The sequence below is a fragment of the Serratia surfactantfaciens genome, assembly GCF_001642805.2.
Taxonomy (GTDB): Bacteria; Pseudomonadota; Gammaproteobacteria; order Enterobacterales; family Enterobacteriaceae; genus Serratia; species Serratia surfactantfaciens.
The window spans coordinates 3,123,476-3,145,069 of the sequence record NZ_CP016948.1; the positions used below are offsets into that span (position 1 = coordinate 3,123,476).

General features: G+C 60.2%; 25 protein-coding genes and 1 pseudogene. 15 read left to right on the forward strand and 11 right to left on the reverse strand.

Annotated features, from left to right (window positions below; all coding sequences use genetic code 11):
• The first annotated feature begins 88 nt into the window (after window positions 1-88).
• The 5 genes from ATE40_RS14695 (at window position 89) to ATE40_RS14715 (ending at window position 3,251) form a co-directional block, all read left to right on the forward strand.
• The gene (locus tag ATE40_RS14695; RefSeq protein ID WP_019453882.1) at window positions 89-640 is read left to right on the forward strand and encodes a helix-turn-helix transcriptional regulator; all 552 of its coding nucleotides are present in this window, start codon (window positions 89-91) and stop codon (window positions 638-640) included.
• A gap of 241 nt (window positions 641-881) precedes the next feature.
• Complete coding sequence (locus tag ATE40_RS14700; protein ID WP_025159572.1) at window positions 882-1,268, forward strand: ArsC family reductase; 387 nt, start codon at window positions 882-884, stop codon at window positions 1,266-1,268.
• Window positions 1,265-2,392, forward strand: a complete 1,128-nt coding sequence (gene dapE, locus ATE40_RS14705) for a succinyl-diaminopimelate desuccinylase (protein ID WP_063919853.1) — start codon at window positions 1,265-1,267, stop codon at window positions 2,390-2,392. Before ATE40_RS14700 ends, dapE begins: the two co-directional genes overlap by 4 nt.
• Window positions 2,389-3,063 (forward strand): M15 family metallopeptidase, encoded by a 675-nt coding sequence (locus ATE40_RS14710; RefSeq protein ID WP_019453885.1) that lies wholly within the window; start codon window positions 2,389-2,391, stop codon window positions 3,061-3,063. Before dapE ends, ATE40_RS14710 begins: the two co-directional genes overlap by 4 nt.
• A 2-nt stretch (window positions 3,064-3,065) precedes the next feature.
• Window positions 3,066-3,251 (forward strand): YpfN family protein, encoded by a 186-nt coding sequence (locus ATE40_RS14715; RefSeq protein ID WP_004941720.1) that lies wholly within the window; start codon window positions 3,066-3,068, stop codon window positions 3,249-3,251.
• A gap of 30 nt (window positions 3,252-3,281) precedes the next feature.
• On the opposite strand, the gene ypfH is transcribed toward ATE40_RS14715, so the two are convergent.
• The 6 genes from ypfH to dapA form a co-directional block, all read right to left on the reverse strand.
• A complete protein-coding gene (gene ypfH, locus ATE40_RS14720) occupies window positions 3,282-3,971 on the reverse strand; it encodes an esterase (protein ID WP_063919854.1) in 690 nt (229 codons plus the stop codon).
• Between the two features lie 120 nt (window positions 3,972-4,091).
• Window positions 4,092-6,104 carry a tRNA(Met) cytidine acetyltransferase TmcA gene (locus tag ATE40_RS14725; RefSeq protein ID WP_063919855.1) on the reverse strand — a complete coding sequence of 671 codons (2,013 nt, stop codon included), beginning with the start codon at window positions 6,102-6,104 and terminating at the stop codon, window positions 4,092-4,094.
• Between the two features lie 54 nt (window positions 6,105-6,158).
• Window positions 6,159-7,025 carry a KPN_02809 family neutral zinc metallopeptidase gene (gene ypfJ, locus ATE40_RS14730; RefSeq protein ID WP_063919856.1) on the reverse strand — a complete coding sequence of 289 codons (867 nt, stop codon included), beginning with the start codon at window positions 7,023-7,025 and terminating at the stop codon, window positions 6,159-6,161.
• Between the two features lie 209 nt (window positions 7,026-7,234).
• The gene (purC, locus tag ATE40_RS14735) at window positions 7,235-7,948 is read right to left on the reverse strand and encodes a phosphoribosylaminoimidazolesuccinocarboxamide synthase (protein ID WP_019453889.1); all 714 of its coding nucleotides are present in this window, start codon (window positions 7,946-7,948) and stop codon (window positions 7,235-7,237) included.
• A 170-nt stretch (window positions 7,949-8,118) separates the two neighbouring features.
• Window positions 8,119-9,171, reverse strand: a complete 1,053-nt coding sequence (bamC, locus tag ATE40_RS14740; RefSeq protein ID WP_063919857.1) for an outer membrane protein assembly factor BamC — start codon at window positions 9,169-9,171, stop codon at window positions 8,119-8,121.
• A gap of 16 nt (window positions 9,172-9,187) precedes the next feature.
• Window positions 9,188-10,069, reverse strand: a complete 882-nt coding sequence (dapA, locus tag ATE40_RS14745) for a 4-hydroxy-tetrahydrodipicolinate synthase (protein WP_029988781.1) — start codon at window positions 10,067-10,069, stop codon at window positions 9,188-9,190.
• 110 nt (window positions 10,070-10,179) lie between these two features.
• On the opposite strand from dapA, the gene ATE40_RS14750 reads away from it, so the two are divergent.
• A complete protein-coding gene (locus tag ATE40_RS14750) occupies window positions 10,180-10,785 on the forward strand; it encodes a glycine cleavage system transcriptional repressor (RefSeq protein WP_369795937.1) in 606 nt (201 codons plus the stop codon).
• A 2-nt stretch (window positions 10,786-10,787) separates the two neighbouring features.
• Window positions 10,788-11,252, forward strand: a complete 465-nt coding sequence (gene bcp / locus ATE40_RS14755) for a thioredoxin-dependent thiol peroxidase (RefSeq protein ID WP_019453893.1) — start codon at window positions 10,788-10,790, stop codon at window positions 11,250-11,252.
• A 43-nt stretch (window positions 11,253-11,295) separates the two neighbouring features.
• On the opposite strand, the gene ATE40_RS14760 is transcribed toward bcp, so the two are convergent.
• Complete coding sequence (locus ATE40_RS14760) at window positions 11,296-12,372, reverse strand: AI-2E family transporter (RefSeq protein WP_019453894.1); 1,077 nt, start codon at window positions 12,370-12,372, stop codon at window positions 11,296-11,298.
• A gap of 807 nt (window positions 12,373-13,179) precedes the next feature.
• Here ATE40_RS14760 and ATE40_RS14765 point away from each other — a divergent pair.
• The 3 genes from ATE40_RS14765 to ATE40_RS14775 all read left to right on the forward strand — a co-directional run bounded on the left by ATE40_RS14765 (window position 13,180) and on the right by ATE40_RS14775 (window position 14,453).
• On the forward strand, window positions 13,180-13,428 hold the full coding sequence (locus ATE40_RS14765) for a hypothetical protein (RefSeq protein ID WP_232807618.1): 249 nt from the start codon (window positions 13,180-13,182) through the stop codon (window positions 13,426-13,428).
• Between the two features lie 30 nt (window positions 13,429-13,458).
• A complete protein-coding gene (locus ATE40_RS14770) occupies window positions 13,459-13,911 on the forward strand; it encodes a GNAT family N-acetyltransferase (RefSeq protein WP_019453897.1) in 453 nt (150 codons plus the stop codon).
• Between the two features lie 113 nt (window positions 13,912-14,024).
• A complete protein-coding gene (locus ATE40_RS14775; protein ID WP_063919858.1) occupies window positions 14,025-14,453 on the forward strand; it encodes a TOBE domain-containing protein in 429 nt (142 codons plus the stop codon).
• A 36-nt stretch (window positions 14,454-14,489) separates the two neighbouring features.
• On the opposite strand, the gene ATE40_RS14780 is transcribed toward ATE40_RS14775, so the two are convergent.
• A complete protein-coding gene (locus ATE40_RS14780; protein WP_025159569.1) occupies window positions 14,490-15,107 on the reverse strand; it encodes a LysE family translocator in 618 nt (205 codons plus the stop codon).
• 194 nt (window positions 15,108-15,301) lie between these two features.
• Here ATE40_RS14780 and ATE40_RS14785 point away from each other — a divergent pair, with 194 nt between their 5' ends.
• A complete protein-coding gene (locus ATE40_RS14785) occupies window positions 15,302-15,763 on the forward strand; it encodes an Lrp/AsnC family transcriptional regulator (RefSeq protein WP_019452433.1) in 462 nt (153 codons plus the stop codon).
• Window positions 15,764-15,799: 36 nt separating this feature from the next.
• On the opposite strand, the gene ATE40_RS14790 is transcribed toward ATE40_RS14785, so the two are convergent.
• Window positions 15,800-17,008, reverse strand: coding sequence for an NAD(P)/FAD-dependent oxidoreductase (locus tag ATE40_RS14790; protein WP_063919859.1), 1,209 nt, complete (start codon window positions 17,006-17,008; stop codon window positions 15,800-15,802).
• A 164-nt stretch (window positions 17,009-17,172) separates the two neighbouring features.
• A complete protein-coding gene (locus ATE40_RS14795) occupies window positions 17,173-17,712 on the reverse strand; it encodes an RrF2 family transcriptional regulator (protein ID WP_019452431.1) in 540 nt (179 codons plus the stop codon).
• A gap of 339 nt (window positions 17,713-18,051) precedes the next feature.
• Here ATE40_RS14795 and bepA point away from each other — a divergent pair, with 339 nt between their 5' ends.
• From bepA to ATE40_RS14815, 4 genes and pseudogenes are all read left to right on the forward strand, one after another.
• Complete coding sequence (gene bepA / locus ATE40_RS14800) at window positions 18,052-19,521, forward strand: beta-barrel assembly-enhancing protease (RefSeq protein WP_063919860.1); 1,470 nt, start codon at window positions 18,052-18,054, stop codon at window positions 19,519-19,521.
• 20 nt (window positions 19,522-19,541) lie between these two features.
• A complete protein-coding gene (arsC, locus tag ATE40_RS14805; RefSeq protein ID WP_019452429.1) occupies window positions 19,542-19,895 on the forward strand; it encodes an arsenate reductase (glutaredoxin) in 354 nt (117 codons plus the stop codon).
• A gap of 200 nt (window positions 19,896-20,095) precedes the next feature.
• A pseudogene (locus ATE40_RS24280) lies at window positions 20,096-20,326 on the forward strand (hypothetical protein).
• A 13-nt stretch (window positions 20,327-20,339) separates the two neighbouring features.
• Complete coding sequence (locus ATE40_RS14815) at window positions 20,340-20,885, forward strand: helix-turn-helix transcriptional regulator (protein ID WP_063919862.1); 546 nt, start codon at window positions 20,340-20,342, stop codon at window positions 20,883-20,885.
• A gap of 7 nt (window positions 20,886-20,892) precedes the next feature.
• On the opposite strand, the gene hda is transcribed toward ATE40_RS14815, so the two are convergent.
• Window positions 20,893-21,594, reverse strand: a complete 702-nt coding sequence (gene hda / locus ATE40_RS14820; protein WP_025159568.1) for a DnaA inactivator Hda — start codon at window positions 21,592-21,594, stop codon at window positions 20,893-20,895.

Here is a 21,594-nt window from a genome sequence, read left to right on the forward strand (position 1 = left end):
CAATATGAAATTATTTATATTATTTGTTTTTTTATGTTTTAAGATATCAATCCTCACCGGGAAATAGAAAGTAAAGGATTATAATAAAATGGAAATTGATATTTTCAGCGAGTGTACCTATACCGCCATCGGCATCCGGCAGCTTATCACCCAAACCTGGGGAGAAAAACGTGCGCCTGCCGGCTTTAACCGCAAAAAGGTCTGCTTTATCGATGTCACCCTCGACAATTTTGAAGCGCGCTACCGCGACGAATATGCCAACCCTAACACCTATAAAATAGTCATTATCACCGACTGTCCGCATGAAATGGTTATTGTCGACAGAAAGACCATTATATTATCAAACCTTATATCATTGAGCCGCTTCAGCCACCTGATCGGCGACTTATATAAGCGTTACAGCCACTATACCGAGCCGCCGCAACTCTCTCAGCGCGAGTCGCTGTTCCTCTCGGAATGGTCGACGGGAAAATCGCTGAGCGACATCAGCCATGCCATGAATATCCAAAGTAAAACCGCCAATCATTACAAATCGCGAATCATGAAAAAACTCGGCGCCAGCCGAATAAAACCGCTGTTGCATATTACCCGCGTACGGTGTTTAACCGATCGTTTAAACATAAGAATAAATAAAGAGTAGCCTTCTCTCCCTCAGCTCCGTCCATACGACTGGGCCTTTCGCCGGCGCCTTTCACTAGCGCCGTCGGCGAAGGCTGCCATGTAACTGCGTCGCCGGCCTCATCAATCGCACTACGGGCGCATCGTTGCTGGATCTCGTCGCTGCTTTACTGGCATTATCTCTGCTATCGCCGGGCGGCGAGAGGGCCAAAGATCGCGCCCGCCGCTCAGTATCGACTCGACGAGACAGGTAGCTTTACGCCATGGCAAATAAACCGCAACAGACAACGCTGACGATGTACGGCATCAAAAACTGCGACACCATCAAAAAAGCCCGCCGCTGGCTGGAAGATCAGGGCGTGGCCTATCATTTTCACGACTACCGCGCCGACGGCCTGGATGAACAACGGCTACGCGGCTTCGTCGCACAACTGGGCTGGGAGCCGCTGCTCAATACTCGCGGCACCACCTGGCGCAAGCTGGATGAAGCGCAGCGCAACGCCTGCGATAACGCCGATGCCGCCATCGCGCTGATGCTGGCGCAGCCGGCTATCATCAAACGCCCGCTGCTGGACGCCGGCGACGGGCGCGCCCTGCTCGGCTTCAACGCCGACGCTTATCAGCAATTTATTGCCGAGGTTGCCGTATGACTTGCCCGGTTATCGAACTGGCCCAGCAGTTGATCAAACGCCCTTCTCTCAGCCCGAATGATGAAGGCTGCCAGCAGCTGATGATTGAACGTCTACAGGCGATCGGCTTCACCGTCGAGGCGATGGACTTCGAAGACACCCAAAACTTCTGGGCATGGCGCGGCGAAGGACAAACCCTGGCGTTCGCCGGGCACACCGACGTGGTGCCGACCGGCGATGAAAAACGCTGGGATAACCCGCCGTTTGAACCGACGATCCGCGACGGCATGCTGTATGGCCGTGGCGCAGCGGACATGAAAGGGTCATTGGCCGCGATGGTAGTGGCGGCGGAACGCTTTGTCGCCGCTAATCCGCATCATCAGGGCCGCCTGGCTTTTCTGATCACCTCAGATGAAGAGGCCAGCGCCACCCACGGCACGGTTAAAGTGGTTGAAACGCTGATGGCGCGCAACGAGCGATTGGATTACTGCCTGGTCGGTGAGCCGTCCAGCACCGAGCGCGTCGGCGACGTGGTGAAGAACGGCCGTCGCGGTTCGATCACCGCCAACCTGCATATCCACGGCGTACAGGGGCACGTTGCCTATCCGCATCTGGCGGACAACCCGGTGCACCGCGCCATGCCGGCGCTGAATGAACTGGTGGCGATCGAATGGGATCGCGGCAACGAGTTCTTCCCGCCGACCAGCATGCAGATCGCCAACGTGCAGGCCGGCACCGGCAGCAACAACGTGATCCCGGGCGATCTTTATGTGCAGTTCAACTTCCGTTTCAGCACCGAACTCACCGATGCGATGATCAAACAGCGCGTGGAAGAGCTGCTGGAACGCCATCAGCTGAATTACAGCATCGAATGGCGCCTGTCCGGCCAACCCTTCCTCACCTCGCGCGGCGCGCTGGTGGATGCGGTGGTCAACGCCGTCGAGCACTATTCAGAATTGACGCCGCAGCTGCTGACCACCGGCGGCACCTCCGATGGCCGCTTCATCGCGCAAATGGGCGCGCAGGTGGTGGAGCTGGGGCCGGTCAACGCCACCATCCACAAGGTCAACGAATGCGTCAACGCCGCGGATCTGCAGCTGCTGAGCCGCATGTATCAACGCATCATGGAGCAATTGGTCGCATGATCACCGCAGAGATGCTCACTGGCCGCTCGACCGAACACCTGACGCCGCTGAGCGGCAACCATCGGCTGCAGCCGCAGGCGGCCAACGCCTTCCTGGCGATGCAGCAGGCGGCGCGCGCGGCGGGATTCGATCTCCAGCCCGCCAGCACCTTCCGCGACTTCGATCGGCAACTGGCTATCTGGAATGGCAAATTCTGCGGCCAGCGGCCAGTATTAGATAAGGACAGCCGGCCGATCGACGTCGCGCCGCTGTCCGCCGCCGAGCGCTGTGAGGCAATCCTGCGCTGGTCGGCCCTGCCGGGCGCCAGCCGCCACCACTGGGGCAGCGATCTGGACGTGTACGATCCGTCGCTGCTGCCGGAAGGGCAAAAGCTGCAGCTGGAGCCGTGGGAATATGAGGAAGGCGGTTATTTTGCGCCGCTCAACCAATGGCTGACGGCGCATATGGCCGAGTTCGGTTTCTACCGCCCCTTTACCGAAGACTGCGGCGGCGTGGCGGTGGAGCCGTGGCATCTGAGCTACCGGCCGCTGGCGCAAGAGGCCGAACATTTGCTGACCCCGGCGCTGTTGCTGGCGGCCTGGCAAGACAAGGAGGTCGCCGGTGCCGAATGGCTCGAACGCCATCTGCCATCGATTTTTTCGCGTTTCATACGCAGTGAAGGAAAGGAGTAGCTATGCAATGGTTAGCTGATTACTGGTGGATTATCCTGCTGGTTCTGGTGGGGATGGTCGTCAGCGGCATCAAGGAACTGCGCCGCGTTGACGTCAAAAGCTATCTGGCCAACAAGCCGGAGATACCGCCGCACCGCGACAACAACGCCCAGTGGGATGACGAAGACGACTGGCCGAAAAAGAAATGACAACAGGGCGCTCATCGGCGCCCTGAGTTTTTAACGGAAGGCGATCAGCTCGCCGCGCTTGCCGGACAACGCCTCGTCCCAGTAGCGCTGCGGCACATAGTAATGCAGCCTTTCCAACGCGGCGTTCATCATGTCCTGATTGATCGCATGCCCGACGTTCTCTTCCACGTCCAGCGTGAAATCCACGCCGTTGGCCCGTAACGCATCTGCCGCCGCGTGAGCGTGTTGCACCGCGATCACCGCATCCTCCTCGCCGTGGATCAAATGCACCACGCTGTCGCCGAAAGCCTGTTCAGGCAGCCGGGCGAAACGCCCGCTGAACGCCACCACGCGCCCGGCCAGCCGGGTTTCGGCTTTCAACGCCTCCAGCGCCATGATCGCCCCCTGCGAGAACCCTACCAGAGCAGTACCGGCATAGCCCACGCCGCTCAGCTGCTGCCAATGGCGCACCACGGCCACAAACTGCGGCATCACTTCAGCGATGCGCGCCGCTCGGTTCTCTTCGGTCACATCCTGCACCGAAAACCACTGGCGCCCGCCGCCGTTGCCGAAAGCGTCGGGGCCACCGATGCTCACCACCTGTGCCTGGGGAAAATCTTTGGCGAAATAGCGGCCGATCTCCCCCATCGCCAGCGGGTTGTCGCCGACACCGTGAAACAGCAAGATCAGCTGCGCCGCCGGGGTTGCCGGGCTTTGGACAACGAAATGCTCATGTTTCATCGATGACTCCTTAATAGTATTCAAATCTGGCGCAGCGACAGTCGTCGCCGCACCGCTGACAGCTACTATACGCCGCTGAGAAATCGGGAAAATCGGGTTTTATTGAGCGAGTTCTTCAATTTATTGCAACGACTGCGACCAGTCGCGCCAGTAGCGGCAGTGCTGCGCATTCAGCTGCTCCAGCGCCTGCGCCGTTTCGTGTCGCCAGTGGCGCAGCAAGGCTTTCTGGCCGTTGACGCCCGCCTGCTCCGCGCAGGCCGCCGGAGATTGCCGCCGCTGCAGGTGGCCGCGCAGCGCAGGCAGCGGCAGGTTGCTGGCCAACAGCAAGCGCTGCAACGCCCCCAGGCTGGCTTCGAGCGGCCGATGGGCGAAGGCGAAACCGGCCAGTTCGCGCCAGTCCTCTTCGCCGAGCGACGTGTCGCCGTCATCGCCCGGGATCGCCAGCACGAGTTCGACACGCTGCCGCAGCCAGGGCCAGTCGCGCGCCAGGTGCTTGTGCGCCGCATGTCGCAGCGCCTCCCCTTGCTCGCTCAAGGGCAAGATGGCCATCGCGGTATAGCAGCCGCTGCTGGCCTCCGGCTTGCTGCCAATGCGCACCAGCTCGAACCCGCAGGATTGCCAAAAGCGCCATAGCGGCTCGGTATAGCCGAAGCTGACCGACAGAAAATCCAGCCCCTGCGCCTGGCGGCGTTGCCGCTCGACCAGCTGACGCGCAATGCCCTGTCGCCGCAACGCCGGCAGCGTCGCGATGCGGGTAATGCGCCGTGAGCGCAGCGTCGGCGCCCACCATTGTCCGCCATGGGCCGCCAACGACTGCGCCACCAGATTGCCGCGCGGCCGGCGCCGGCCGGCCCACACCTCGTGCGCCAACTCGGCGCTCAATCCGCCTTCGTCCACCAGCCACACGGCGCCGACCACCTCCAGTCCGGCCTGCGCCAGCCCGAAATGCATGCCGGGCGCGTCCATCAGCCGGCGCAAATCCAGCGGCGAGGTGCGGTAATGCGCGCTGCTCAGCAACGCGTAGAAGCGCGCCAGCCGCTGCGGCTCGGCGCACAGCTCAGGCTGTTCCGCCTGGCTGTAATGGATCGCCTGGCCATCCGCCGGCCAGACGGGCAATTCGTTGAACAACAGTGCATTGTCCGTTACCCGCTCCAGCGCATCGCCCTGCGCCCAGCGCATCGGCTGTTGCAGGCTCAGTGGCTGGTAGGACGGCAGCTCAGCGCAAAATTTCAGTAAAAAACCACGACCGGTGCCTTCATAGCCCTGCACCGTGGTAGTTAACAGCACGCGCGGGAAATAGCCGATCAGCTGCTGCAACAGCGGCGCGGGGATCGCCGCCGCCTCATCCACCAGCAGCCACCCCACGGCGCTGACGTCCCCCTCCCGGCACTGCGCCAGCAAAGCATCGGGAGCCCAAAACTGCGCGCGCCCCTGCGCCCATTCCCCAGCCACCTGCGTAGCGGCGCGGCTCGGCCCGGTGATCCAGCAGATCAACGGCGACTGCGCCACCAGCATGCCGGCCAGCGTCGATTTGCCGCGGCCGCGGGCGGCGGTCAACACCCATACGCCGGATTCGGCCTGCAACAGCGTCGTCAGTATCGCCCGTTGTTCGTCGGTCGGTTGGCCATCCGGCGGCCGCCAGTCCGCGCGCGCCGGCAGCGCGGCCAGCGCCAGAGGCGCATCCTGCCGCCAGACAGTCACTTCGCTGTCGTCAGCCAGATGGTGCTGCAGATGGTGAATGAAATGCGGAGTGGTGATCGGCTGCGGGCAATCGCTCCAGCGCAGGCTGTCGCCGTCCGGCTGCTGCGGCCATTGCCGCCATGGCGGCGTCAGCAGCAGCAGCCAGCTGCCGGCGCGCAGCGCGCCGCACAGCGCCGCCAACGCTTCCACGTCCAGCGACTGGCCGGCGTCGAACACCGCGTGCAGCCGCTCTTGCCCCAGCAATTGGCGCACCGCGCCGCTCGCCAAAGCCGCCTGACCGGGCGGCGGGTTTTCCCCCACCCACGGCCAGTCGCCCGGCAGCGTCGCCGCCAGTCGCTGCGCCTGTTCGCGGCACCAGTCGGGCTCACCGCTGAGCACCAGCAGGCGCCGGATGCCCTGCCGCCGCATGAGTTGTTGCGCTGCCTGTAACATAAGGCTATCTCAATCCGAAAAAAATGCCGGAGTCAGGCTCCGGCACTTGAGGCGTTAACGGGATGCGAAGGTGTTGCAGGTATTGGGATCGCCGCTGTCGAAACCCTGTTTAAACCAGGTGTAGCGCTGCTGCGAGGTGCCGTGGGTGAAGCTGTCCGGCACCACACGCCCCTGGCTCTGCTGCTGCAGGCGATCGTCGCCAATCGCCTGCGCGGCGTTCAGCGCCGCCTGCAGGTCGCCCTCTTCCAGCATCTGCTGCTTCTCGGCGTATTTGCCCCACACGCCGGCAAAACAGTCCGCCTGCAGTTCCATTTTCACCGACAGGCGGTTTACTTCCGCTTGGCTGGCGCCCTGCTGCATCTGGCGCACCTTCGGCTCGATGCCCAACAGGTTCTGCACGTGGTGGCCGACTTCGTGCGCCACCACATAGGCCTGGGCGAAATCACCACCGGCACCCAGCTTGGTCTTCATATCCTGATAGAAAGACAGATCGATATACACCGTTCTGTCGCCCGGGCAGTAGAACGGCCCCATCGCCGCCTGACCGGTGCCGCAGCTGGTGCGCGTCACGCTGCGGTACATCACCAGCTTCGGCGGTTGATAGGTTTTGCCCATGCGCTGGAAAATCTCTTTCCAGTTATCCTCGGTCGAGGCCAGCACCACCGAGGTGAACTTGGCCAGTTCATCATCTTTCGGACTGATGTTGGCGCTCTGCTGTTGACCCTGCGGTGCGACGTTACCGCCGTTCAATAGCGGTGACAGATCGATACCGTAATAGCCGGCCACCAGCACCACCACCAGAATGACAATTCCGCCCTTGCCGCGCGGCACGCGAAAGCCGCCGCCACCGCCGCCCAAACCTGAAGATTGCCCGCGACGATCCTCAACATTGTCACTTTCCCGACGCCCTTGCCAACGCATAAATATACTCCAGATATTTCCACTGCTCGTTGAAGTTGCGCCGCGATCGTAAGCGCAAAGGCAGCTTCAAGCCTGAGTGGGATAGGTTTTAGTCATCTCGCATCCATCATTATAAATGGTCTGCCGCGGAGGAAATGTAGAAATTTTCTGGAAAAACGCAGAATAGCGGGGCGATCCGGCCGGATCGCCCCGAATGGCGGTGCCAACGCTTAGTCGAGCTTCACGCCGATGCGGCGCGCCACTTCTTCGTAGGCCTCGATCAGGCCGCCCAGGCTTTGACGGAAGCGGTCTTTGTCCATCTTGTCCAGGGTGTTTTTGTCCCACAGGCGGCTGCCGTCCGGCGAGAATTCATCGCCCAGCACCACTTCGCCATTGAACAGGCCGAATTCCAGCTTGAAGTCGACCAGGATCAGGCCGGCGTCGTCGAACAGCTGGGTCAATACCTCGTTGGCGCGGTAGCTCAGCTCACGCATGCGCGCCAGGTGCTCTTTGCTGACCCAGCCGAAGGTTTCGCAGTAGGATTCGTTGACCATCGGATCGTGCATGGCGTCGTTTTTCAGGAACAGATCGAACAGCGGCGGGTTCAGCACCAGACCTTCTTCGATGCCCAGACGCTTCACCAGCGAACCGGCGGCGCGGTTGCGGATCACGCATTCCACCGGCACCATGTCCAGTTTCTTCACCAGCACTTCGTTGTCGGACAGCAGACGCTCCATCTGGGTCGGGATGCCGGCTTCTTCCAGTTTGCTCATGATGAAATGGTTGAACTTGTTGTTCACCATGCCTTTGCGATCGAACTGCTCAATGCGCTGACCATCCAGTGCTGACGTATCGTTGCGGAACTCCAACACCAACAGATCGGGATTCTCGGTGGTGTAAACGGTTTTTGCCTTTCCGCGATACAGCTCAGCTAGCTTTTGCATCTTACTTACTCCAGTGATGTATCCCCGTTGTCTCCCGAGCGCGGCCCGAAATTAGGGGGTATAGAATTGACCTAATGAATTCTTTGGCGTGCCGGACACTATTGTGCCAAACCTGCGACGCAAACGATACCGTATAGACAAAACAAAAAGGGGCCGAGGCCCCTTTTTGATTATTTAACGCTGGTTTTACTGAAGGCAGACTGGAATGCCGCCACCAGTGCGTCGTTTTTCGACTGGGTGAGCGGTTTGCCTTTCGGATCGATAAATTGCAGGCTGGTGCGGTTGTTGAGATCGCCGACCTGCAGTTTGTAATCGCCTTCCGCCAGTTCAGGATCCTTGACGCCCAACGCATCCCAATCGCTGCTGCTCAGGGACTTGTAGGTCACGGCGACGGTGCCCTGCGGACGGCTGCGGTCACCCACTTTCATCCCCAGTTTTTCGAGCGCCGCCGGCAGGCGATCCCACACTACGGTGTACGGGCCGCGCACCACCAGCATCGGCAGGCCGGTGTCATCGGCGCCGCTCTGCACATCCAACGCGCCGAAACGGCTGGCCGTCTGGCTGCTCGCCAGGTTGTCCTGCTTGTCCAGGCCTTCGATCAGGGTGTTGATCATCATGCCGTTGTAGCGCTGGATCTCAGACTGATCGGTCACCTGCTCGGCCTTGCCCTGCTGCTGCAGGCCAACGCTTTTCACCACCAGCGCCTGCTGGTAGCCCTGTTGCTGCACGCTGATCTGATAACGGCCTTCGTACTGGTTGTCTTCGTCCAGACGGTTCCACTTCACCCAGTCGGTGGTCAGGGTCTGACCGGCGTCCTGGCGGGAAGCGATCGCGATGTTCTTCGCCTGCAGCAGGCTGACCACGCGCGACCACAGGTTCTGGTTCTGCGGGCTGTTTTCCAGCAGCAGCGTGCCGCTGTCGCCGGCGTACTGCGCGCGCGAACCGCTCAGCAGCGCCAACGGCTGCACCGGCGGACGAATGTCCAGTTGCTTGCCGACGTTGCCTTGCAGCGTCGTGGCGGGAACGTCATAGTTGCCGCTCTGCACCGGCAGGATCATGCCGGACGGCGCGTTCAGCGCCTTGAGCGGAGCCGCGTCGAGGTAAGCCTCGTCGCCGCTGACCTGGCGCTTGTAGCGCTGATCGCTGCTGCAGGCCGCCAGCATCATCACCAAAGAGATGCCCACTACTTTTGCTACCGTCGACTTTTGCAATGAATAAGCCATCAAATTTCCCTTAGAGTTACAGCAAACCGACGCTTTTCAGCGCGCGCTCCACCACCGGGCGGGCGGCTTCGCTCAACGGCGTCATCGGCAGACGCAGCGTATCGGTTGCCATCAATCCCAACGCCTTACAGGCCCACTTCACCGGAATTGGGTTTGCTTCTACAAATAGATCCTGATGCAACGGCATCAAGCGCTGATTTAAGCGGCGCGCTTCGGCAAATTTGCCCTGCGCCGCCAGCGCGCAAAGTTGCGCCATCTCGCGCGCGGCCACGTTGGCCGTCACGGAAATCACCCCTTTGCCGCCCAGTTGCATGAAGTCCAGCCCGCTGGCGTCGTCGCCGCTCAGCAAAATGAAGTCTTCATCGTCAACCAGCACTTGGATCTGACTAACGCGACTTAAGTTCCCCGTCGCTTCTTTTACAGCAACAATATTCTTGATTTTCGCCAGCCGAGCGATGGTCGGCGGCAGCATGTCGCAGCCGGTGCGCGAAGGCACGTTGTACAGGATCTGCGGCAGCTCGGTGCTCTCGGCGATCGCCTTGAAGTGCTGATACAGCCCTTCCTGCGTCGGCTTATTGTAGTACGGCGTCACCGTCAGACAGCCCACCACGCCGGTGTTGGCGAAGCGGGTGGTGAGCGCGATGGCTTCGGCGGTGGCGTTGGCGCCGGTGCCGGCGATCACCGGAATGCGGCCGTCGGCCAGCTCCAGCGTCTGCAGCACCACGTCAACGTGCTCGTCATGGGCAAGCGTTGCGGACTCGCCGGTGGTCCCTACGGAAACGATCGCCGCGGTGCCACTGGCTACATGATAATCGATCAATTTTTTTAGGCTCGCGCGATCGACAGCACCTTTGTCGTCCATCGGCGTAACCAGTGCAACAATACTTCCCGTAAACATTGGCCGTCCCCTCCACAAACAAGTCACTCATGGTACTTTTGCTGCCTATCCAAAAGCAAGCGCACAACCGCGTTGTAAGCGCTTGGCAGGCGGTTTTTTTTATGTTTACCATGGTAACCCCATTAAGCACGACAGGAAGCGCCATTTTGCCTCAGTCAGACGAACACTATCTCGTGATTACCGCGCTCGGCGCCGACCGCCCCGGAATCGTCAATACCATCACCCGCCACGTCAGCAGTTGCGGATGCAATATCGAAGATAGCCGTCTGGCCATGCTGGGAGAGGAGTTCACGTTCATCATGCTGCTGTCCGGCAGCTGGAACGCCATCACCCTGATCGAATCCACCCTGCCGCAAAAAGGCGCGGAGCTGGAGCTGCTGATCGTGATGAAACGCACAAACTCGCACGAAAGGCCGCCGATGCCGGCCACGGTGTGGGTACAGGTTGAAGTGAAGGACTCGCCGCACATCATCGAACGTTTTACCGATCTGTTCGACTCCAGCCAGATGAACATCGCCGAGCTGGTATCGCGCACGCAGCCGGCGGACGGCGACCTGCCGCCGCAGCTGTATATCCAAATCACCGCCCACAGCTCCGGCGATCGGGACGCCTCAAATATTGAGCAAGCCTTCCATCGCCTATGTACAGAATTGAACGCGCAAGGCAGTATTAGCGTGGTGAACTATCCACAGCATGATGAAAAAGATGGAGAGTAGTGATGAGCCCATTGAAAGCCGGTGACACAGCGCCGAAATTTAGTTTGCCTGACCAGGACGGTGAGGAAATTAATTTGGCCGACTTCCAGGGACAGCGAGTATTGGTCTATTTCTATCCGAAGGCGATGACGCCGGGCTGCACCGTGCAAGCCTGCGGCCTGCGGGACAACATGGAAGAATTGAAAAAGGTCGGCGTCGAAGTGCTGGGCATCAGCACCGACAAGCCGGAAAAACTGTCGCGCTTCGCCGAAAAGGAGCTGCTCAACTTCACGCTGTTGTCTGATGAAGATCATCAGGTGTCGCAACAGTTTGGCGTGTGGGGCGAGAAAACCTTCATGGGCAAGACCTACGACGGCATTCACCGCATCAGCTTCCTGATCGACGGTAACGGCAAGATTGAAAAAGTGTTTGATGACTTCAAAACCACCAATCACCACGACATCGTGCTGAGCTACCTGCAGCAGTAATCCTCACGAAGCGCAGCGCCTGCTGCGCTTCGTCTCTCCCCGGTCAGTCGGCCTTGTCTTCCAGTTCCACCCGCAGTTCATCCGGCCAGGCGTGGATCACCGCCTTCACCAGCGTCGCCAGCGGTATGGCGAAAAACACCCCCCAGAAGCCCCACATGCCGCCGAACACGATCACCGACAGGATAATCACCAGCGGATGCAGGTTGACCGCCTCGGAGAACAAAATCGGCACCAGCAGGTTGCCGTCCAGTCCCTGCACCACCAGATAGGCGACGATCAGCGTCCAGAAATCGGCGCCGACGCCCCACTGGAACAGCGCCACCACCACCACCGGTATGGTGACCAGCACCGCGCCGATGTAGGGGATCAACACCGAGAAGCCCACCAACACCGCCAACAGCAGCGAGTAGCGCATGTCCAGCACGGCGAACACCAGGTAGGTCGCCACGCCGACAATCACCATCTCCAGCACCTTGCCGCGGATGTAGTTGGTGATCTGTTGATTCATCTCGTTCCAAACCTGGCCGGCCAGACCGCGATTGCGCGGCAGCACGCGGCGCACCGCGTTCAGCAGTTGCTCTTTGTCCTTCAACAGGAAGAACATCATCATCGGCACCAGGATCAGATAGATAGCCAGCGTCAGCAGGCCGACCAGCGATGCCAGCGAGAATTTCACCACCGATTCGCCCATGCCGGACAACCGGCTGCGCAAGTTTTCCGCCATCATGTCGATGATGCCGGCATCCACCAACGCCGGATAACGCTTCGGCAGCGTCGCGGCGAAGTTATAGAACTGATTGAGCATGCCCGGCAGATCGCTCATCAGATTGATGCCCTGCTGCCAGGCGGTCGGCGCGACGACGAACACCAGCAGCATGGCGACGCCCGCGAACACCAGCAGCATGATGCTCGCCGCCCAGGTGCGCGAACAGCCGATGCGCTGCAGGCGCGCGGTCGGCCATTCCAGCAGATAGGCCAGTACGATGGCAACCAGCAGCGGGGTCAGAATGCCGTGCAGAAAATAAAGAATGAGGAAGCCGGCGACCAGAATCACCAGCAGCGCGATAGCCTGCGGATCGGTGAAACGGCGGCGGTACCACTGTAATAACATCTCCAGCATCAGAGCGGGCTCCTCGAGATTTGACGGGCGGGCATGACGATTCCTGTGACGGGCCTGGTTAAAGCATAGATAGAACGGGCGCACGCGGGGGTGCAAAGCACTCAGAGTACCCAAAGTTCGCCATACATCAACAGCGATTTGGCTGATTTTATCGCGCGGGCAGGCGATCGGCGCAAAAATCCGCAGACGCCGGTGAACGGCCCCGGGAGGGGCCGCTGAAGATTACAGCGAGGTACTGATGGAGAGAGGCGAACCGACCGCCAATGCGAACAACAACACACAGCCGATCGCGATTGCCGCCGCCAGATCATTTTTCATTGTCCCGTCCCTTGATGCTTAAAGTGATTATCGCCACGAACTCTGTCGGTTCTTACGTTGATAGCCTTTTTCGATGCACGCCGTTAAAAACCCCCGCCAGGGCGGGGGAGAAAACGTTCTGGTGCATCAAGTATTACAAGGAGGTCATGAGGGATTGCTAACCCTAAATGACTATTTCAAGCTAGGATTATTCCCAGAACATGGCAAGCGATCGCGTCGAGGTTATCCGCACTTTGAGATAAACCTCATAAAAAAATCCCGCACGGCAGCGGGATGAAGGGATGATAACGTCATGAATTTCTTGTACGAACAATGAGGCGGTATTGTCGTCATTTGGCGACAATACCGCGCCGTCACGGTGCTCACAAGGGAAATTTGACCGCCGGCAGGAAATCAGAATTTCGCCAATGCACGCGATCGTGAACCATTCGGCATCAGCGAAAAGAAATGAGATTTTCGTCAGACAGTCGCCGGAAAAAAACCGGTAGCATGGCCAACATAATCCCAGATGCGGTTGGGGGAGAGATGAACAACAAGCCGTTTGAATTTGATGAAGCGATCTGCCTGGCGATTGGGCGTGGCGTCTGTGAGGTCGTGAAGATAGGGGATGAAATCAGCGTCTTCTCCCTATTGGAAGCTATCGAAGGTTTCATCGAGCGGCAGGCGCTCAGCGAAAGCGAGGTCGCGGCGGCGGACGACGCGCTGGATCTGATCACCGGTTTGGTCCACCGCCAATAGCGATTCATTAACGAACAGAGAAGGAATACCATGGCAATACCTTCCCCACTGGTCTGGCAGCGTGCAGACTATCTCGTCAGTACCGATCCCGCCCTGCTGGATCTCGACGCCATTCATGCATTTCTGACCCGTTCGTCCTGGGCGGAAGGGATCGACAAAGAGACCGTCCGCCAGTCCCTCGCCCACAGCCTGTGCTTCGGTTTGTATCACGACGCCAGGCAGATCGGCTTCGCCCGGCTGGTCACCGATTACGCCACCTTCGGCTATCTGTGCGACGTGTACGTGCTGGAGACGCATCAAAAAAGCGGGTTGGGCCTGTGGCTGACGGAATGCTGCCAGGCCCATCCGCTGATGGCGACACTGCGACGAGTCATGCTGGTCACCAGCACCGCTCCCTGGCTCTACGAAAAAGTGGGCTACACCGCCATCAACAACCCCGATTTTGTCTGGCAGATCGCCCGGCCAGACATCTATCGACGTTAAATTTTCAGTCAAGTCACCCCGCTCCCCCTCTTTCCCCGCGCCATTGAAAGCACAGTGGTCAAGGGGCATGCCGGGCGACAAATTTTACCTTTAGCCCCTTTCAAGGAGAATCTATGCCCGTTTCAGCCCGTAACCAATTAGCCGGTACCGTGTCTTCCGTCGCCAAAGGCGCCGTCAACGACGAAGTGGAGATCACCCTGCCGGGCGGTGAGAAACTGGTGGCCATCGTGACGGTGCAAAGCCAACAGTCGCTGGGATTAACCGTCGGCAAAGAGGCCGTCGCACTGATTAAAGCGCCCTGGGTGATCCTGGCGACGGAGGATTGCGGCTTGCGTTTTTCCGCTCGCAACCAGTTTGCCGGGGAAGTCATTGCGGTTGAGCACGGCGCGGTCAACGGCACCGTCCACCTCAAAACGGACGCCGGCTTCGTGCTGACGTCGGTGATCACCAATGAAAGCCTGCAGGAAATGGCGCTGAAGAACGGCTCGCGCGCCATCGCGCTGATCAAGGCCTCATCGGTGCTGCTCGCGGTCAGAGACTGATAGCGCCAGGCCCGCGCAAGCGGGCTGTTCAAACCGCTATTTCAGCGCCTGCTCGGCCAGCAGCCCGAGGGCGATGAGGATCATCGCCGCGCCGGAAATGCGCCCCACCACCTTCGCGGCCTGCGGACGCGTGCGCAGCACCGACTGTGAACCGAACCCCACCAACAGATACACCAGGCCGCAGCTGATCAAATGCACGGCACCCAACGCCAGCATCTGCATCGGCACCGACCATGCGGCCCGGGCGTCGGTAAACTGCGGCAGCAGCGCCAGAAACAGCAGAAACACCTTGGGGTTCAGACCGCTGACGCACACGCCCTTGCCGGCCCAGCGCAGCCAGGAGTCGGAACGCTGATCCTCGCCGGCGCCCGGCACCGGCGGGTGCAGCAGCATGTTGAAGCCGATCCACAGCAGGTAAGCCGCCCCCAGCAAGGTGAGCGCCGTCAGCGCCAGCGGGTTGCCGACCAGCAGCGCGCCAACGCCCGCCACCACGATCGCAATCATCAGCAGGTGGCCGAACAGCAAACCGGCGACGGCGGGTACCACCACCCGGCCGCGAATGCCCGCCGAGATCACATAAGCCCAATCCATACCCGGCGTGATCACCAACAGAATCGACACCGCCCAAAACGCGGCGAACAACGCGAGCGTCATGCCGGCACCCTCTCAAACGCGCCGCACCACACCGAACAAAGAACCATTGCGCTTTCCTCGTGGAAGAAGAGCGGCCTCCGCCTGCCGCGGTGGCCGTCAAAACCGTTCAACAGATGGCAAGAATATCCTCAAGGCGTTAAAATGTGCTTTCAATTACTTGCCTGAAATCGGTGCAAACGGGGAAATTTTTCCAAATGGATAAGATTGATCGCAAAATTCTTGCTGAATTGCAGGTTGACGGCCGTTTGTCGGTGACCGAGCTGGCCGAGCGGATCGGGTTGAGCGTCTCCCCCTGCCACCGCCGGGTGCGCGCGTTAGAAGAGTCCGGCGTGATCAGGGGTTACCGCGCCCAGCTCGATCCCGGCAGCCTGGGCTATAACTTTTCTGCTCTGGTGTTCGTCACCATGCGCGAAGGCGATCGCCGCGCCGTCGAAACCTTCGAAAATGCCATGGTGGACATTCCCCAGGTGGTACAGGCACAGCGGCTGTTCGGCGATCCGGACTATCTGCTGCACGTCATCGCCCGCGATCTCCCCGCGTTTCAGCAGCTTTACGACGAGAAGCTCTCCGCCCTGCCTGGCGTGCAGCGCCTGAGCTCGACGCTGGTGATGAAAACCGTGGTGCCGGAGCGTTCGTTCCTGCCGCTGGGCAAATGACGACGGGAGCGCTGCCGCTCCCGTTTTTACTTCCCTTTAAGGCACAATCACGAAATCCGGATTGGCGACGGCAAACAATGCCTCGCGATCCGCCGCCGGTGGGTAAATCCACTGCGTGTTGATCTCCTGCTTAATCTTTTTGCCTTCCTGGCGGGTAAAGCGCACCTGGCGCTGCCAGCCTTCGGTATAGAGCGCGCCCCAGGGCCCCAGATCCAGGCAGGTCACATACTTCGGCTGGCTGTACGGATGCACCGGCAACCCCGCCAGCTCCGCCGCCGCATTGTGGCCGGCGACGCGGCCAAGGCTCAGCGCATGCTGGCAGGTCATCAGGTTGTGATTGCCAAGATCGTCGGTCGCCGCTTTCACCGTATCACCGGTCACGAAAATGCCCGCCGCCGCCGGCGCGCGCAGGAAGGCGTCGCCGATCACCCGGCCGCTGCCGTCGCGCTCGCCGGGGATCTGCTCGGTCAGCGGATGCGCCCGCACGCCCGCCGCCAGGATCACCGTGTTGGCGGCGATGCGTTCGCCGTTCGACAGCGTGGCTCCCTCGGCGTCGATAGCCGAGACGCGCAGGCCGGCCCGCATTTCCACGCCGCACTCGGTCAGCGCCTGTCGTATCACCGCCCCCGGCTCTTCGCCCATTCCGGCGCCCACTTCCGGTGCGGTATCGACGATCACCACGCGCACCTTCTCATCTTTGCCCAGCGCATCGCGCAACCTTTGCGGCATCTCCGCCGCGCTCTCCAGGCCGGTCAGCCCCGCGCCCACCACCACGGCGGTGTTGCGCGCCGGCGTCGAAGGTTTGGCCGCCAGCGCTTTGATATGGGCGTCCAAACGCTGCGCGCTTGCCAGCGTATCGACGTTGAACCCGTATTCGGCAAAGCCCGGCACCGCAGGAACGGCAAGCCGGCTGCCGGTGGCCCACACCAGGCGGTCGTAGGCCAATTCAAGGCGTTCTCCCGCCACCGGCGCCACCGTGAGCGTTTTGGCGGCGGCATCGATGCTTTCGACCGTTCCGGCCAGATGCCGCACGCCAACGGCGGCGAGCTGAGCGGAAATGTCCGGGTTCATGTTTTCCAACACCGCTTCATACAGGCGCGGGCGGATGGTGACCGTTGGCGTCGGCGAGACCATGAGCACCTCGATATCGTCATGCTTACCGGCGAGGGTAATGGCGCGCATGGCGGACACGGCGGCCCAAAAACCGGCAAAACCGGAACCGGCAATCACTATTTTCTGCGTCATGGGATGACTCCTTCATACAGGGTTAACCGGGCGATAAGGCTTGCCCGCATTTTTTTCGGATGAACGATGCCGTTCCGCTCCCGTAACAGGGTGCAGAAGGCCCGCCCGCCCCTTCCGAGGAGGCGGGAATAAGTGTGTTTGCTTTCTTAAAGGAAAGGCGGAGCTTAGGTCTTGGCGCGCGCCGTTTTGCCGCTGCGCGCGGTGCGCTCCGTCATGCGCTCGTCGAGCCAGACGTTGACTTCACCGAAGAAGCCCTGCGGCGCCTTGCGGCCAAAGCGGGCGGCGACGTCGCCGAGAGTCTGCGCCGCCAGCGCATCGCGCATCGCCTTCTCCGCCTGCAGCATCACCGCATGAATAGCGCATTTGCCGGAGACAGCCCAATCCGGCGGGGAATCGTCGAACACCGCGCAGCGCCCGCGCACCTCCTGGCAATCGAACAGCGGCTTGTGCCCCTCGATGGCGTCGATGATCGCCAGAAAGCTGATCTCGTCCGCCGGACGCGCCAGCCGGTAACCGCCGCGCACCCCTTCGCTGGCGGCGACGATCCCCGCCTTTTCCAGCTTGGGGAAAATCTTGGCCAGAAAGCTGGGGGAGATGCCCTGCAGCTCAGCGAGTTCGCGGCTGCTGAGCGCGCGCTGGTTATCGCCGACCAGCCACAGCAGGCAGTGGATGCCATATTCAACGCTGGTTGTGATGTACGCCATATGTCCGTTTCGATCGTCAGTGAATCTTCAATAACGCAGACTATATGAGTCTGCGTTTATCTTGTCAATAAAACACAGATCAACTTTGTCCGCGTTTTATTGGCAATTCGTTCGGCTGACGGCGAAGAAAACGTCCTTCGAAATGAAAAATAAAACATTTTTGCCCGATTCGCGCCCGGCTAACGTTTCCTTGTCGGCGGCGGCTGACTATGATGTGATGAGCGCCGCCGCCGCGGTTTGTGAGCCGCCGCACTTTCATGCGGATTGCGCGGTGGGAATAAAGAACTCTTGTCTGCTGCTGACGTCTTAGAAATGATTATTTAAGGGAAACGCCTGACTATGACCAACCGGTTGACCAAAACCGCGTTAGCGGTGCTGCTGCTCGGCACGCTGAACGCCACCGCCCTGGCGCCAGCACAGGCGGAAAGCCAGGACCAGTTGCCGGACATGGGCACTTCCGCCGGCGGCACCCTGAGCATCGGACAAGAGCTGGCGATGGGCGATTTCTACGTGCGCCAACTGCGCGCCAGCGCCCCGCTGATCAACGATCCGCTGCTGAGCCAGTACATCAATCAGTTGGGCAACCGGCTGGTGGCCAGCGCCTATTCGGTGCGTACGCCGTTCCATTTCTATTTGGTGCGCAACGACGAGATCAACGCCTTCGCCTTCTTCGGCGGCAACGTAGTGCTGCACTCCGCGCTGTTTCGCGTCAGCGACAACGAAAGCCAGCTGGCTTCGGTGCTGGCGCACGAAATCTCGCACGTTACCCAGCGCCACCTGGCGCGCGCCATGGAAGATCAGCAGCGCAACGCCCCGCTGACCTGGGTGGGCGCACTTGGTTCCATCCTGCTGGCGATGGCCAACCCGACCATGGGCATGGCGGCGCTGAGCGGCACCCTGGCCGGCACCCAGCAAGGCATGATCAGCTTTACCCAATCGAACGAACAGGAAGCCGACCGCATCGGCATTCAGGTGCTGCAGCGCGCCGGTTTCGATCCGGAAGCCATGCCCGACTTCCTGCAGAAGCTTTCGGATCAGTCACGCTATGCCTCCAAGCCGCCGGAAATGTTGCTGACCCACCCGTTGCCGGACAGCCGCCTCTCCGACGCGCGCAACCGCGCCAACCAGATGCCGAAACACATCGTGCAGTCTTCGCAGGACTACCTGATGGCCAAGGTGCGCTCCCTGGGAATGTACAGCTCGGAAGGTTACGGCCTGAACGAAGAGCTGCTCGGCTCGCTCAGCAGGGGCAATGTGCGTGAACAGGCAGCCGCCAAATACGGCCGCGCCATCCTGTTCTATGAAGCGAAAAAATACGACGACGCGCGCAACATCATTCAGCCGATGCTGGCGCAGGATGCGAAAAACGTCTGGCTGATCGACCTGATGACCGATATCGATCTCGGCCAGAAACGCGCACCGCAGGCCATCGCCCGCCTGCAGGCGGCCAACGCCGCCCAGAACAACAACCCGGTGCTGCAGCTCAACCTGGCCAACGCCTATGTCGAAGGCAATCAGCCGGCGCAGGCGTCGAAGATCCTGAACCGCTACACCTTTGCCCATCCGGACGATCCGAACGGGTGGGATCTGCTGGCGCAGGCCAGCGCCGCTCAGGGGCTGCGCGATGAGGAGCTGTCGGCCCGCGCGGAAAGCCTGGCGCTGACCGGCCGGCTCGATCAGGCCATCGGCCTGCTCAGCAACGCCAGCTCGCTGCAGAAACTCGGCAGCCTGAAACAGGCGCGCTACGATGCGCGCATCGACCAGCTGCGCCAACTGCAACAGCGCTTCCGCCAATACCAGCGCAGCTGATTCAACAAGGAATGAACGCCATGAAAAACGTCACGATTTACCACAACCCGCGCTGCTCCAAGAGCCGTGAAACCCTGGCGCTGCTGGAGCAGCACGGCGTCGAGCCCAAGGTGGTGTTGTACCTCGATACGCCCCCTACGGTCGATGAGCTGAAAAAGCTGTTGAAGGAACTGGGCTTCGCATCCGCGCGCGATCTGATGCGTAAAAAAGAAGACCTGTACAAGGAATTGAAGCTGGCTGACGAAAGCCTGAGCGAAGAGCAGCTGCTGGCGGCGATGACGGCGAATCCGAAACTGATCGAGCGCCCGATTGTGGTGAAAGGCAGCAAGGCGCGCATCGGCCGCCCGCCGGAGCAGGTGCTGGAGATTTTGTAATCGTCCGGCAAGTCTCTTATTGAACCGCAAAATACCAATAGCCCTGAACAGGGCTATTTTTAATTGCTTGTTATATAAATATTTTTCGTCATCATCGCCCTCTCCTGCTGCTATGCTGCGCAAACGCCAAGTCTCACGGTGAAACAAGCGTTGACAACCGTCAACACCCCATCTACCCTGATCGCATCACTGGACGAGCGATGAAAAAACACCCAGACAAGCACATACAGGCGGCGTTAGCTTAAGCCCTTTCTCAGGGCTGGCATTTTCGCCCAGGCAGGGGACATGCTTTTGGCCGGCTGCATTGTGCCTTTGCCGGGCACCAAGAACATATGATGAGCATCTGGAGCACGCCGAAAAACCCAGAGCTGCATGCCAAACAGATCCGGCGTAAAGTCGATCACTGCCTGGCGCTGCCACAGAAAAAATAGCCGGAGAATCACCATGACGCTCTATCACTTCTCATTGACGTTGAGCGGGGTCAACGCCGACACCGCCGGGCTGGAGGATGCGCTGTTTGCGGCAGGGTGCGATGACGCGCTGATCTGTTTCTACGGTAAAGCCGTCTATCTGGAATTTGATCGAGAAAGCGATAACTTTGCCCACGCCATTTGCAGCGCCATCAGCGATATTGAATCGGCAAATATTGGCGCCAACGTGATATCGGTGGATTCCAGCCTGGTAGGGGTAAGCGATATTGCCGAGCTTACTGAACTGTCTCGTCAGGCAATCGCCATGTTAAAAGACGGGACTCGCGGCCCCGGCGGTTTCCCTTCCCCGGTTCAACGGCTCGGCGGTACCTCACCGCTATGGCGCTGGGCTGATGTGGCGGCCTGGTTGGCACAACAGGGGAAAATCGACCCAAGGCTCGCAGACAATGCGCAGTGTCTGGAACACATCAACCTCGCTTTGCAACTGCGCGGCGATCGGCAACGCCAGCAGGTTGAGCACTACTGCTCCCTGCTGGAACACGCAGAAAAACAGGCTTGATGGCTCGTTACAGCCCCAGAATCTCTTTAACGAACGGGATGGTCAGCTTGCGCTGGGCGGTGATCGAGGCGCGATCGAGCTGATCGAGGGTCATAAACAGCGTGCGCATCTCGCGATCCAGTCGTTTCAACAGGAAGCGGCCCACGTCTTCCGGCAGCTCGAAGCCGCGCAGCTTGCCGCGCAGCTGCAGCGCCAGCAGTTTCTCTTCGTCCGACAGCGGCTGCAGCTTGTAGATCTGCCCCCAGTCCAGACGCGAAGCCAGATCCGGCAAACGCAGGTTCAGTTGGCGCGGCGGGCGATCCCCGGTGATGAACAGACGGGTGCGGCCGGTTTCCAGAATGCGATTATAGAGGTTGAAGATCGCCATCTCCCACTCTTCATCGCCGGCGATGCACTCGATGTTATCGATGCAGACCAGCGCCAGCTGCTCCATGCCGTCCAACACTTCAGGCACGAAGTAAGCGCGCTTGTCGAGCGGCACATAGCCCACCGCTTCCCCTTTCTGCGAAAGCTCGGCGCAGGCCGCATGCAGCAAATGGCTGCGCCCGCCGCCTTCACGCGACCAAAAATAGATATAGCTGCCATGTTCCTGACGGACGGCGGATTGGATCGCGGCTAATAGGGATGGGTTCTCGCCCGGATAAAAACTGGCGAAAGTTTCATCATCGGGAAGATAAAGTGGCAGTGAAAGCTGTGCCGGCGTATTCAG